The following is a 12,850-nucleotide window of genomic DNA, read 5'->3' as shown; positions in this document are numbered from 1 at the left end:
GTATGACGAAGCGACTGCTGCGTGCCGTACCGGTGCTGGCGCTGGTGGCGACGGCCCTGTCCGTACCGACCGGCCCGGCCACCGCCCGGGCCGCGGCCGAACCCCCGGCCGACTCGAACTTCCAGAAGGTCACCCTCGACGACTTCCCGGGTGAGCCGATCGCGCTGGCCGTGCTGCCCGACCGCCGGGTGCTGCACACCGCCCGCACCGGCGAGGTCCGGATCAACGACCCGAAGAGCGGCCGCAACATCCTGGCCGCGAAGATCCCCGTCTACCAGCACGACGAGGAGGGTGTGCAGGGCGTCGCGATCGACCCCGACTTCGCCCGGAACAAGTGGGTCTACCTCTACTACTCGCCGCCGCTGAACACCCCGGCCGACGACCCCGCGACGCCCGGGGTCAACGAGGGCGACGCGCCCGTGACCGGCACCGCCGCCGACTTCGCCCGCTACAAGGGCGTGATGCGGCTGTCCCGGTTCAAGCTCACCGGCAACACGCTGTCGCTGCCCAGCGAGCAGAAGATCCTCGAGGTGCCCACCGACCGGGGCATCTGCTGCCACGTCGGCGGCAAGATCGACTTTGACGGCCAGGGCAACCTGTTCCTGTCCACCGGCGACGACTCCAACCCGTTCGCCTCCGACGGCTACGTGCCGATCGACGAGCGGGCCGACCGCAACCCGGCCTACGACGCGCAGCGCACCTCGGCCAACACCAACGACCTGCGCGGCAAGCTGCTGCGGATCAAGGTCGGCGGCAACGGCAGCTACCGCATCCCGAAGGGCAACCTGTTCAAGCCGGGCACGGCCTACACCCGCCCGGAGATCTACGCGATGGGCCTGCGCAACCCGTTCCGCTTCGCGGTCGACAAGAAGACGGGTACGGCGTACGTCGCCGACTACTCGCCGGACGCGCGCAACCCCAACCCCGGGCGCGGCCCGGCCGGGCAGGGGCGCTGGATGGCGATCGACAAGCCCGCCAACTACGGCTGGCCGTACTGCGTCGCGCCCGACCTGCCGTACGTCGACTTCGACTTCGCCACCCGGACCTCCGGCGCGCCGTTCAACTGCGCGGCGCCGGTGAACGAGTCGCCGAACAACACCGGCAAGCGCAAGCTGCCGCCGGTGGAGAAGGCGGAGGTCATCTACTCCTACGGCGCCTCGGCGGAGTTCCCCGAGCTGGGCACGGGCGGCATCGGCCCGATGGGCGGGCCCGCGTACGACTTCGACGCCACGAACAGGTCGGCGACCAAGTGGCCGAAGTACTACGACGGCAAGCCGCTGTTCTACGAGTGGACCCGCGACTACGTCCAGGAGTTCACGCTGGGCGCAGCGAACGAGGTCACCGCGATCCTTCAGGTGCTGCCGTCGGTCATCTTCGACAACCCGATGGACCTGGAGTTCGGCCCGGACGGCGCGCTGTACGTGCTGGAGTACGGCGACGGCTACTTCGCCGAGAACCCGGAGGCGCAACTGGCCCGGATCGACTACGTCCGCGGCAACCGGAGCCCGCTGCCGAAGATCACGGCCACGCCGATGCTCGGCCAGGCCCCGCTGACGGTGACGTTCTCCAGCGCCGGCACCACGGACCCCGACGGCGACAGCCTGCGGTACGCGTGGGACTTCAACGCCGACGGCATCGTCGACTCGCGGCAGCCGAACGCGGTCTACACGTTCACCGAGAACGGCAACTACCGGCCCACGCTGAAGGTGACCGACCCGACCGGCCGCTGGGCGTCCGCCGAGGTGCTGCTCCCGGTGGGCACGGCAGCCCCGCAGGTCACTCTGGTCGCGCCGGCTGAGGGTCAGCCGTTCGAGTTCGGTGACACGGTGACCTTCCAGGTCTCCGTGGTGGACGACCAGCCGGTCGACTGCTCCCGGGTCACCGTGACGTACGTGCTGGGCCACGACGAGCACGGTCACCCGCTGTCCACCGCGACCGGCTGCACGGGCTCCATCCAGACGTTCCTGGACGGCGGCCACGCCGGTGCCGACAACCTGACGGCGGTGTTCGTGGCCTCGTACACGGACTCCGGCACCCCGCCGCAGACCGACACGGACGAGGTCGTGCTGACCCCGACCGCCGGCTGAACCACCCACGGACCGAGGTCACCGCCGTCACCTGCGGCGGTGACCTCGGCCGTTCCGGCCGCATCGGGCGGCCGATTGCGTCACCCTGGTAGTCGTGGGGGTGCACCTGGAGCAGTGGTGGGCGCAGTTCCTCGAAGCGTCCGACCGTTTTGACGCCGCCTACCTGGTCGAGGGCCTCAGCGACCTGGTCGGCCCGTACATCAAGGCCCCGCTGCTGCGCCGCGAGGTCAAGATCGCCGCCGACACGGTGATCCGCTACCTGGAACGCCCGGCCGCCGCCGAACGCGCCGAGCAGGCCGGGGAGGCCGCGGACCGGCTGAGCCGGACCCTGGAGCGGATCAAGGACCGATCCACCGGGGCGGCGATCTCCACCGACGAGGCGGAGATCATCAGCCGCGCGCTGCGCGGCGAGTACGCCGCCGCGGCGGCCGCGGCCGAGCGCCTGGTCGGCGACAAGAAGCTGTACCGCCTGTTCGTCACGGCGCTGCGCCTGGAACGCTTTGACATCCCGATGGCCCTGCGCCTGCTGGACGGCGGCCAGAGCCCCCGCGAGGCGGTCCGATCGGGCCACCTGCTGGGCCGGTACAGCTGGTGGCCGTCCTGGCTGCTGCGCATCGTCACCGAACGGGCCCTGGCGGGCACCCTGGACGAGGAGACGATCGCGGCGCTGGACAAGTGCGCGTACGCGGAACTGACCCCGCTCCAGGCGAACCTGGCCCGCAAGCTGCTGGGCGGCAACCCGGCCCTGATCGACACGGCGGCGCACCGGCTGATCAGCCTGGGGGAGACGGAAGCCGCGGCCCGGCTGCGCGAGGGTGACGTCACCGCGGTGGCGCTGGCGGCCCGGCTCAGCGCGCTGTAGCAGCGAACGGGCCCGGCCGTCGGGAGACGACCGGGCCCGTTCATCGGTGCGGGTTACGCGCCGCCGGCGGTCAGGGTGACCGTCGTCGGCTGGAACGCGGTGCCGTTCACGTCCACCCCGGCCGCCTTCGCCTGGGTGATCGCCTGCTGGATGTAGTCGTTGGTGAAGGCCAGGCCCTCCGGCTGCTTGGTCAGCACCGTGTCGCCGGTCTGGTTCTTCGTGGTCAGCGACAGGTCCACCGTCTGCTTCCAGTCGGCGTCGTTGATCACGCCGATGCCGCCGGCGGCCGGCCAGACCAGCTTGTTGACCTCGTTCATCTGCCAGAGCTGGTGGCTCTTGCCGAGCTTGGAGCCCTTCGCCACGACCAGGTCGCGGCAGGACTCGGCGTTGTCCCGGCAGTACGCCCAGCCCTTGATCGTGCCGGCGAGGAACTTCACCGTCTGCTGCTGGTACGCGGCGTCGTTGAGCTTCTCCGTGTTCGCCCACACCGCGTCCTGCAGCATCGACGAGCCCTCGGCCTTCCAGTCGATGATCGCGAAGTCCTCGGGCGTGTAGAGCTTGCCCGTCGCCGGGTTCTTCGCCTCCAGCAGCTGGGCGTACTCGTTGTAGCTCATCGCCTGGGCCGCGTCGATCTCCTTCTTGAGCAGCGCCTGCATGTCGAACTGCTGCTGCACCAGGGTGACGTCCTTGCCCGGGTCGATGCCGGCCTTGGTCATGCCGGCGAACAGCTCGAACTCGTTGCCGAAGCCCCAGTTGCCGACCTTCTTTCCCTTCAGATCCGCGGCCTTGGTGATGCCGCTGTCCTTCCAGGCCACCTGGTACGTGCCCGAGCGGCCGAAGATCTGGCCCACGTCGGTGATGGCCGCGCCCTGCTCGCGGGAGGCCAGCGCCTTGGGCACCCAGGCCACCGCGTAGTCGGCCTTGCCCTGCGCCAGCACGGTCTGCGGCACGATGTCCACGCCGCCCTCCAGCAGCTGGACGTCGAGTCCCTGCTCTTTGTAGAAGCCCTGGTCCACGGCGGCGATGTAGCCGGCGAACTGGGCCTGGAAGAACCACTGCAGCTGCAGCTTGATCGGGGTCAGGGCGCCGCCGCTGGCGCCCGGGGTGGTGGTGGCGGGGGTATCGGCGGTGCCGCAGCCGCTCAGCGTGAGCACGGCGGCGACAAGGGAGGCGAGCAAGGGACGACGCACACGAACTCCTACGAGATGAGGCGGGTTTTCCAGGGCATCGCGATCCGCTCCAGCAGGAGCGTGGCTAGGTAGAAGAACAGTCCGAGCAGGCAGGCGCCGACCACGAAGGCCCAGGCACGGGGATAGGCGGTGAACGCGGCCGCGGAGGTGATCCGCGAGCCGAGCCCGGTCTGCAGCCCGCCGAAGTACTCGGCGACGACCGCTGCGATGACGGCCAGCGACGACGCCTGTCGCAGGCCGGTGAAGACGAAGGGCAGCGCGCCGGGCAGCCGGACCAGCCGGGTGAAGGTCCAGCCGCCGGCCGCGTAGCTGGTCATCAGCTCGCGGTGGGTCGGGTCGACCTCGCGCAGCCCGCGCAGCGTGTTGATGAAGACCGGGAAGAACACGATGATCCCGGCGACCAGCCGGCGCGGCAGGCTGGAGGTCGACTCGAACATGTTGTTGAGGATCGGGGCGAGCGCGATGATCGGCAGCGCGTTCAGCACCGCGGCCAGCGGGGCGGAGACCTCGGAGAGCAGCCGGAACCGGCTCGCCGCCATCGCCGCGAGCACCCCGGCGACCGTGCCCCAGGCCAGGCCGATGAGCGCGTTGAGGCCGCTGGACAGGGCCGCCTCCCAGACGTTCTGCCGCTGGGCGACCAGCTCGTGCCAGATCGCCGACGGCGCCGGCAGGATGAACGGCGCGATCCGGCCCAGCGAGACGGTCAGCTCCCACGCCACCAGCGCGAAGATCCCGAGCAGGACCGGCGGGGCGACACGGCGCAGGAGATTCACGGCGCGGCCACCTCGTCGGCGGTCGCCGGGGCCTGGTCGGCGCCGCGCAACGCCCGGCGCACCGCCGTGATCGCGTCGAAGTAGGCGGGGGACTGGCGGGCCGCGTCGTCGCGGGCCGGCAGCTCCACGTCGATCGTCGCGGTGATCCGGCCCGGCCGCGGTGACATCACCACGACCCGGTTCGACAGGAACACCGCCTCGGAGATGGAGTGCGTGACGAACACCGTGCTGGTGCCGGTCTTCGCGCAGATCGCCAGCAGCTCGGACTGGAGCCGTTCGCGGGTCATCTCGTCCAGCGCGCCGAACGGCTCGTCCATCAGCAGCAGCGGCGGGTGCACGGCCAGCGCGCGGGCGATCGCCACCCGCTGCTGCATGCCGCCGGAGAGCTGCGCCGGATAGTGCCCGGCGAAGTCCGCGAGCCCGACCAGCGCGAGCATCTCCGCGGCCCGGGCCCGGCGTTCGGCCCGGGGGGCGCCGCGCAGTTCCAGCGGCAGCTCCACGTTGCGCTGCACCGTGCGCCACTCGAAGAGGCCGGCCTGCTGGAACGCGATGCCGTACTCCTGGTCCAGCCGGGCCCGGGTGGCGGGCTTGCCCGCCACCTCGACGGTGCCGGAGGTGGCCGGGATCAGGTCGGCGATCAGCCGCAGCAGGGTGCTCTTGCCGCACCCGGACGGGCCGATCAGCGAGACGAACCGGCCGGGCTCGATGGCCAGGTTGATGCCGGACAGGGCGGTGACCTCGTCGGGCCGGCCGGGGTTGAAGATCTTGGATACGTCCGTGAGGGATACCGCGGTCACATCGTCACCACCGAAACGCGTCGTCGGTGCCGCATCAGCGGCAGTTCCAGCAGGCTGACCAGGGCGGCGACGACGAGCCCGAGCAGGGCCGCGCCGAGCATGGCGGTGTAGACCTTGGCGGGATCGCTGGTGGCCTCCCGGGAGTACTCGATGATGAGCCGGCCGATGCCGCCGCGCGTACCGGTGGAGATCTCACCGACCACCGCGCCGACCACCGCGGCCGCGCCGGCCAGCCGCAGCGCGGGGAACAGGTACGGCAGCGACGCCGGCAGGCGCAGCTTGAGCAGGGTGCGCCACCAGCCGGCGGCGTAGCTGCGCATCAGCTCGACCCCGGCCGCCTGCGGCGACTGCAGGCCGCGCAGCACGCCGACGGCGACCGGGAAGAACGCCAGGTACGCGGCGATGACCGCGACCGTCATCCACTCCGGCCAGATCGTGCCGCCCCACCCGGCGATCAGCGGCGCCAGCGCGACCAGCGGCACGGTCTGCGACAGGATCACGTACGGGAGCAGCCCCCGCTCGACGATCCGGAACCGCTGCATCGCCACCGCCAGCAGGAACCCGATCACCGCGCCGGCCAGGAACCCGACCGTGGTGATGCCCAGCGTGACCAGGCTCGCGCTCAGCACCACCTGCCAGACCGGCCGCCCGCCGGTGAGCTCCGGGCGGCCGAGCCGGCTGAGCATGTCCGAGACGTGCGGCATGGACAGGTCGTCGGCCCGGGGCAGGATCCGCACCCCGAACAGCACGGTCCCGTCCGGGTTGCCGACCGCCTTGTAGCCCTCCCAGAGGGCAACCAGCACGACCAGCCCGACCACGGCGCTGACGGCACGTCTCACGAGACCACCGGGATGATCTTCTCGCCGTACGCGCGCAGCGTCGCCTCCTTGTCGTCGTGCTGGAGGTAGAGGGCGAACTGGTCGACCCCGAGGGCCCGCAGCTCCTCGAGCCGCTTGAGGTGGTTCTCGATCGGGCCGAGGATGCAGAACCGGTCCACCACCTCGTCCGGCACGAACGAGGTGTGCGAGTTGCCGGCCCGGCCGTGCTCGGCGTAGTCGTAGCCCTGCCGGCCCTTGATGTAGTCGGTCAGCACCGGCGGCACCGCCCCCTCGGCGCCGTAGCGGGCGACGATGTCCGCGACGTGGTTGCCGACCATGCCGCCGAACCACCGGGTCTGGTCCCGCTGATGCGCGAGGTCGTCGCCGACGTAGGCCGGCGCCGCGACGCAGAACTTGATCGCGTCCGGGTCGCGGCCCACCCGGGCCGCGGCGCTGCGCACCGCCTTGATCATCCAGGCCGCGATGTCCGGGTCGGCGAGCTGCAGGATGTAGCCGTCACCCACCTCGCCGGTCAGGGCCAGGGCCCGCGGACCGTACGCCGCCACCCACATGTCCAGCCGGCTGTCTGGCGCCCAGGCGAACTGGAGCTCCTGCCCGCGCACCGTCACCTTCTCGCCGCCGGCCAGCCCCTTGATGACGGCGATGCTCTCGCGCAGCTCGCGCAGCGAGTTCGGTTGCAGGCCCAGCACCCGCAGGGCCGAGTCGCCGCGGCCGATCCCGCAGATCGTGCGGTTGCCGTACATCTCGTTGAGGGTGGCGAACTGGGACGCGATCACGGTCCAGTCCCGGGTGCCCGGGTTGGTCACCATCGGGCCGACGATCACCCGCTCGGTGTCGCTGAGGATCTTGCTGTAGATGACAAACGGCTCCTGCCACAGCACGTGCGAGTCGAACGTCCACACGTGGCTGTAGCCGAGCTGCTCCGCCTTCTTGGCCCACTCGACGACCTCCATCGCCGGCGGGTCGCACTGGAGCACCACGCCGATGTCCATGCTCAGCGCACCTCCGGGAAGCCCAGGTCGACCGTCGAGGTGGCCGGGTCGGGCCAGCGTGAGGTGACCACCTTGCTGCGGGTGTAGAACTGGAGCCCCTCCGGGCCGTACATGTGCAGGTCGCCGAAGAGCGAGGACTTCCAGCCGCCGAAGCTGTAGTAGGCCACCGGCACGGGCACCGGCACGTTCACGCCGACCATCCCGCAGTTGACGTCGTACTGGAAGCGCCGCGCGGCCCCGCCGTCCCGGGTGAAGATCGCCGTGCCGTTGCCGTACTCGTTGGTGTTGACCAGCTCCAGCGCCTCCTCGTACGTGTCGGCACGGACCACCGACAGCACCGGGCCGAAGATCTCGTCGGTGTACAGCGGTGAGTCCGTCGGCACCTTGTCGACCAGCGAGGCGCCCAGGAAGAAGCCCGGGCCGTCGCTGATCGGCGCCTGCCGCCCGTCCACCACGACCTCGGCCGGGCCGGCGCCGGCCAGGTAACCGGCCACCTTGTCCCGGTGCTCGCGGCTGATCAGCGGGCCCATCTCGGCCGCCGGGTCGCTGGCCGGGCCGACCGCGATCCGGCCGATCCGCTCCTTGATCGCGGCGACCAGCGGGTCACCGACCGCGCCGACCGCCACCACCACCGAGACCGCCATGCAGCGCTCGCCGGCCGAGCCGTACCCGGCGCTGACCGCGGCGTCCGCGGCCGCGTCGACGTCGGCGTCCGGGAGCACGACCATGTGGTTCTTCGCCCCGCCCAGCGCCTGCACCCGCTTGCCGGCCCTGGAGCCCTGCTCGTAGATGGCCTTGGCCACCGGGGTGGAGCCGACGAACGACAGCGCCTGCACGTCCGGGTGGGCGATCAGCGTCTCGACGGCCTCCCGGTCGCCCTGCACGACGTTGAACGCGCCGTCCGGCAGCCCGGCCTGGCGCAGCAGGTCGGCCAGCAGCAGCGCCACCGACGGGTCCTTCTCGCTGGGCTTGAGCACAAACGTGTTGCCGCAGACCAGGGCGTTGCAGAACATCCACATCGGCACCATGGCCGGGAAGTTGAACGGCGTGATGCCGGCGACCACCCCGAGCGGCTGGCGGATCGAGTAGACGTCCACCCCGGTCGAGGCCTGCTCGCTGTAGCCGCCCTTGAGCAGGTGCGGGGCGCCCGCGGCGAACTCGATGTTCTCCAGCCCGCGGGCCAGCTCGCCGCCCGCGTCCGCGACGGTCTTGCCGTGTTCCTGGCTGACCAGTGAGGCGATCTCCTTGCGGTTCGCGTCGACCAGCTCGCGGAAGCGGAACATGACCTCGGACCGCCGCGACAGCGACGCCGCCCGCCAGGCCGGGAACGCCGCCTTGGCGACGGTCACCGCCTGCGCCGTCTCGGCCGCGGTGGCCGCGACCACGTACGCCTGCTGCTCGCCGGTCGCCGGGTCCCAGACCGGCAGCTGCCGGCCGCTGGTGCCCGCGACCGCGGCGCCGTTCAGCCAGTGCTTGATCTCGCGCATGTGGCCTCCTAGACCAGGTAGTCGGAGAGTCCGCGGCGGACGTACCGGCCGTGGCCCTTACGTCCCAGGTATTCGTCGCCGCGGACGACGACCGTGCCGCGGGAGATGACGGTGTCGACCTTGCCGTCGATCTCCCAGCCCTCCCAGGCCGAGTGGTCCATGTTCATGTGGTGGGTGGCCGCGCTGATCCGGGTGCGGCCGTTCGGGTCGTAGAGCACGATGTCGGCGTCCGAGCCGGGCGCGATGACGCCCTTGCGCGGGTACATGCCGAACATCCGCGCCGGGGTGGTGGCGATCGTCTCCACCCAGCGGGCCAGCGACAGCTTCTTGTCGACCACGCCCTGGTAGAGCAGGTCCACCCGGTGCTCGACGCTGCCGATGCCGTTCGGGATCTTGGAGAAGTCGCCGAGGCCCAGCTCCTTCTGGTCCTTCATGCAGAACGGGCAGTGGTCGGTGGAGACCACGGCCAGGTCGTTGGTGCGCAGTCCGCGCCACAGGTCGGCGCGGTGGCTCTCGTGCTTGCTGCGCAGCGGCGTCGAGCAGACCCACTTGGCGCCCTCGAAACCCGGCGCGCCGAGCTGGTCCTCCAGCGTCAGGTACAGGTACTGCGGGCAGGTCTCGGCGAACACGTTGCGGCCCTGGTCGCGGGCCGCGGCGACCTGTTCGAGGGCCTTGGAGGCGGACAGGTGCACGATGTAGAGCGGGCAGTCGGCGGCCACGCTCGCCAGCCAGATCGCCCGGCTGGTCGCCTCGGCCTCCAGCTCCTGCGGCCGGGTCAGGCCGTGGTGGATCGGGTCGGTCTCGCCGCGCTCCAGGGCCTGCTTGACCAGCACGTCGATGGCCGGGCCGTTCTCCGCGTGCATCATGATCATGGCGCCGTTGTCCCGGGCCTTCTGCATCGCCCGCAGGATCTGCCCGTCGTCGCTGTAGAACACCCCCGGGTACGCCATGAACAGCTTGAAGCTGCTGATGCCCTCGTCGGTGACCAGCTGGTCCATCGCCTTGAGCGACTCGTCGGTGACCCCGCCGAGGATCATGTGGAAGCCGTAGTCGATGTGGCAGTTGCCCTCGGCCTTGGCGTGCCAGGCGGCCAGCCCGTCCTGGACCACCTCGCCGTAGCGCTGCACGGCGAAGTCGACGATCGTGGTGACCCCGCCGAACGCGGCCGCGCGGGTGCCGGTGTCGAAGGTGTCGCTGGCGTGCGTGCCGCCGAACGGCAGCTCCATGTGGGTGTGCGCGTCGACCGCGCCGGGGATGACGTACTTGCCGGTGGCGTCGATGGTCTCTGCTTGATGTGGCGCCGCCCCGGGCGCGTAGAGGGCGACGATCTTCTCGCCGTCGACGAGGACGTCCGCCGGGATCGGACCGGTGGGCCCGACAACCGTCCCGCCCTTGATCAGGTAGCTCACGGCGCCACCAGCCCGTCGTAGCTGTCCGGCCGCCGGTCGCGGTAGAACGCCCAGCGGTCGCGGACGGTGGCGAGCAGGTCCATGTCGAGGTCGCGGACGATCAGCTCCGGGTTGTGCGTGTCGCCGACCGCGCCGACGAACTTGCCCTCCGGGTCGACGAAGTAGGACTGGCCGTAGAAGTCGTTGTCGCCGAGCTCCTCGATGCCGGTGCGGTTGATCGCGCCGATGAAGTACTCGTTGGCGACCGCGCTGGCCGGCTGCTCCAGCTGCCACAGGTACGACGACAGGCCGCGGCTGGTCGCCGACGGGTTGAAGACGATCTGGGCGCCGCCCAGGCCCAACGCCCGCCAGCCCTCGGGGAAGTGCCGGTCGTAGCAGATGTAGACGCCGACCTTGCCGACCGCGGTGTCGAACACCGGGTAGCCCAGGTTGCCCGGGCGGAAGTAGAACTTCTCCCAGAAGCCGTTGACCTGCGGGATGTGGTGCTTGCGGTACTTGCCGAGGTACGAGCCGTCCGCGTCGACCACGGCCGCGGTGTTGTAGAGGACGCCGGGCTGCTCCTGCTCGTACATCGGCAGGATCATCACCAGGCCGAGCTCGGCCGCGAGCGCCTGGAAGCGCTCGGTGGTGGGGCCGGGGATGGACTCGGCGTAGGAGTAGTAGGCCTTGTCCTGTACCTGGCAGAAATAGGGGCCGTAGAACAGCTCCTGGAAGCAGATCACCTTGGCGCCCTGGGCGGCGGCGTCGCGAGCGTAGTCCTCGTGAGCCTTGATCATCGATTCCTTGTCGCCTGTCCAGGTGGTCTGGACGAGGGCGGCCCGGATCAGGTTGCTCATCGCTGCGGCCCCTCTCTGAGTTCAGTGGTGGCGTGAGTCACCCCACGATTGTGATCGTCTCTCCACCCGCTGTCATCGTCCCCCGCTCATCCCTTGACATCCGGGGCCGATGTCGTAGGACACTAATGACACAACCGGGGGCGGACAATTACCCGCCTGTTACCAAATGTTTCGGAGACGTCATTTTTCTGGGGCTTATCGCCGGGGCCGCGGACGATCGCAGCGCTCGGGGAATCGCGGCTGCTGTCAGCCGGCTGGTCACCGCGGGTGACCTGCCGGTCGGCTCGCGGCTGCCCACCGTGCGCGACGTCGCCCGGGAGCTCGGCGTCAGCCCGACCACGGTGAGCGAGGCGTGGCAGAGCCTGGCGCGGGCCGGGGCGATCCAGACCCGCGGCCGGTCCGGCTCGTTCGTCAGCGCCCCGGTGCTGCCCCGCCAGCGGCTGCGGTACGCGCAGCTGCACGGCCTGCTGACCGGGGTCGCCCGGGACTTCTCCACCGGCGTGCCCGACTACGACCTGTTGCCGAACCTGACCGAGTCGCTCAAGCGGATCGGCGACGCGCGGCTCACCACGAGTTACCTCGAGGGGCCGGTGCTGCCGCCGCTGGAGGCGGTGCTGCGGCGGCGGTGGCCGTATCCGGTGGAGCACCTGACCGTGGTCGACGGCGCGCTCGACGCGCTCGACCGGGTGACCGCCACCGTGGTCCGCTTCGGTGATCACGTCCTGGTGGAGAACCCGGCCTTCCCGCCCGTGCTCGACCTGCTCGACGCCGTCGGCGCGACCGTCGTCGGCGTGCGAATCGACGAGCACGGCCTGCTCCCGGACGCGCTCGGCGAGGCGCTCAGGACCTACGAGCCGGTGGCGGTGTACCTCCAGCCGCGGGCACACAACCCGACCGGGGCCGGCCTGACCGCGCGACGGGTCGGTGAGCTGGCCGACGTGCTGGCCGCGTACCCCCAGGTCACCATCGTCGAGGACGACCACGCCGGCGACATCGCGACCGCGCCCCCGGTGAGCCTGGGCACCCGCCTGCCGGACCGGACCGTGCACGTGGCCGGCTTCTCCAAGAGCTACGGCCCGGACCTGCGGCTGGCCGCGCTCGGCGGCCCGGCCGCGGTGATCACCGCGGTGGCCGACCGCCGCCTGCTCGGCCCGGGCTGGTCCAGCCGGCTGCTCCAGGCGGTGCTGCTCGACCTGCTGACCTCGCCGGCGGCGATCGCGCGGGTCGCCGCCGCCCGCGACGAGTACGCCCGGCGCCGCACCGCGCTGCTCACCGCGCTCGCCGCGCGGGGCGCGACCGCCGTGTCCTGCGACGGCATCAACCTCTGGCTCACCGTCGAGGACCAGCAGATGGCCATGCTGGCCCTGGCCGCGCACGGCATCGCCGTCGCTCCCGGCGCACCCTTCGAGGTCACCCCGCTCGGCGCCGAACACGTCCGGGTGACCGTCGGCCTGATCCGCGACGACTTCGACTCCGTAGCCGAGATCCTCGCCTCCGCCGCCGGCGCGTCCGCGCGCGGCAGCGGCTCCCGTTCCCGCCCGCACCCGCGGGGCTGGCGCTGACCCCTTGGAGGACCCC

The 12,850-nt window shown here is 71.1% G+C and carries 11 protein-coding genes; 3 read left to right on the top strand and 8 right to left on the bottom strand.

Annotated features, from left to right (window positions below; translation table 11 throughout):
- The first annotated feature begins 2 nt into the window (after positions 1-2).
- Positions 3-2,087, top strand: coding sequence for a PQQ-dependent sugar dehydrogenase (locus ACIBQZ_RS05930; RefSeq protein ID WP_396087313.1), 2,085 nt, complete (start codon positions 3-5; stop codon positions 2,085-2,087).
- 94 nt (positions 2,088-2,181) lie between these two features.
- The gene (locus ACIBQZ_RS05925; RefSeq protein ID WP_396087312.1) at positions 2,182-2,949 is read left to right on the top strand and encodes a hypothetical protein; all 768 of its coding nucleotides are present in this window, start codon (positions 2,182-2,184) and stop codon (positions 2,947-2,949) included.
- Positions 2,950-3,002: 53 nt separating this feature from the next.
- Here the strand turns inward: ACIBQZ_RS05925 and ACIBQZ_RS05920 are convergent, their stop codons facing one another.
- Genes ACIBQZ_RS05920 through ACIBQZ_RS05885 form a run of 8 tightly spaced genes read right to left on the bottom strand, consistent with a single transcriptional unit; the run spans position 3,003 to position 11,272 of the window.
- A complete protein-coding gene (locus ACIBQZ_RS05920; RefSeq protein ID WP_396087311.1) occupies positions 3,003-4,139 on the bottom strand; it encodes an ABC transporter substrate-binding protein in 1,137 nt (378 codons plus the stop codon).
- An 8-nt stretch (positions 4,140-4,147) separates the two neighbouring features.
- Entirely contained in the window at positions 4,148-4,912 is a 765-nt protein-coding gene (locus ACIBQZ_RS05915; protein WP_396087310.1) for an ABC transporter permease, read from the bottom strand.
- A complete protein-coding gene (locus ACIBQZ_RS05910) occupies positions 4,909-5,709 on the bottom strand; it encodes an ABC transporter ATP-binding protein (RefSeq protein WP_396087309.1) in 801 nt (266 codons plus the stop codon). Before ACIBQZ_RS05910 ends, ACIBQZ_RS05915 begins: the two co-directional genes overlap by 4 nt.
- Entirely contained in the window at positions 5,706-6,548 is an 843-nt protein-coding gene (locus tag ACIBQZ_RS05905) for an ABC transporter permease (RefSeq protein WP_396087308.1), read from the bottom strand. Before ACIBQZ_RS05905 ends, ACIBQZ_RS05910 begins: the two co-directional genes overlap by 4 nt.
- Positions 6,545-7,540 carry a TIGR03842 family LLM class F420-dependent oxidoreductase gene (locus ACIBQZ_RS05900; protein WP_396087307.1) on the bottom strand — a complete coding sequence of 332 codons (996 nt, stop codon included), beginning with the start codon at positions 7,538-7,540 and terminating at the stop codon, positions 6,545-6,547. The genes ACIBQZ_RS05905 and ACIBQZ_RS05900 overlap by 4 nt, the downstream gene beginning before the upstream one ends.
- A 2-nt stretch (positions 7,541-7,542) precedes the next feature.
- Complete coding sequence (locus ACIBQZ_RS05895; RefSeq protein WP_396087306.1) at positions 7,543-9,027, bottom strand: CoA-acylating methylmalonate-semialdehyde dehydrogenase; 1,485 nt, start codon at positions 9,025-9,027, stop codon at positions 7,543-7,545.
- Between the two features lie 8 nt (positions 9,028-9,035).
- Positions 9,036-10,436, bottom strand: a complete 1,401-nt coding sequence (gene hydA, locus ACIBQZ_RS05890) for a dihydropyrimidinase (protein WP_396087305.1) — start codon at positions 10,434-10,436, stop codon at positions 9,036-9,038.
- Positions 10,433-11,272 carry a nitrilase-related carbon-nitrogen hydrolase gene (locus tag ACIBQZ_RS05885; RefSeq protein WP_396087304.1) on the bottom strand — a complete coding sequence of 280 codons (840 nt, stop codon included), beginning with the start codon at positions 11,270-11,272 and terminating at the stop codon, positions 10,433-10,435. Before ACIBQZ_RS05885 ends, hydA begins: the two co-directional genes overlap by 4 nt.
- Before the next feature lie 182 nt (positions 11,273-11,454).
- On the opposite strand from ACIBQZ_RS05885, the gene ACIBQZ_RS05880 reads away from it, so the two are divergent.
- Complete coding sequence (locus tag ACIBQZ_RS05880; protein ID WP_396087370.1) at positions 11,455-12,834, top strand: PLP-dependent aminotransferase family protein; 1,380 nt, start codon at positions 11,455-11,457, stop codon at positions 12,832-12,834.
- The last annotated feature ends 16 nt before the right edge of the window (positions 12,835-12,850 follow it).

Origin of the sequence: Actinoplanes sp. NPDC049599, assembly GCF_044465625.1 — a bacterium.
Classification (GTDB): domain Bacteria; phylum Actinomycetota; class Actinomycetes; order Mycobacteriales; family Micromonosporaceae; genus Actinoplanes.
The sequence above is the reverse complement of the archived record's forward strand: the minus strand, read 5'-3'. Positions and strand labels throughout refer to the sequence as shown.

Excerpts from the sequence above, each read along its gene's own strand:
- ACIBQZ_RS05900 (WP_396087307.1), bottom strand. The coding sequence starts at position 7,540 with ATGGACATCGGCGTGGTGCTCCAGTGCGACCCGCCGGCGATGGAGGTC.
- ACIBQZ_RS05895 (WP_396087306.1), bottom strand. The coding sequence starts at position 9,027 with ATGCGCGAGATCAAGCACTGGCTGAACGGCGCCGCGGTCGCGGGCACC.
- ACIBQZ_RS05930 (WP_396087313.1), top strand. The coding sequence starts at position 3 with ATGACGAAGCGACTGCTGCGTGCCGTACCGGTGCTGGCGCTGGTGGCG.
- ACIBQZ_RS05885 (WP_396087304.1), bottom strand. The coding sequence starts at position 11,272 with ATGAGCAACCTGATCCGGGCCGCCCTCGTCCAGACCACCTGGACAGGC.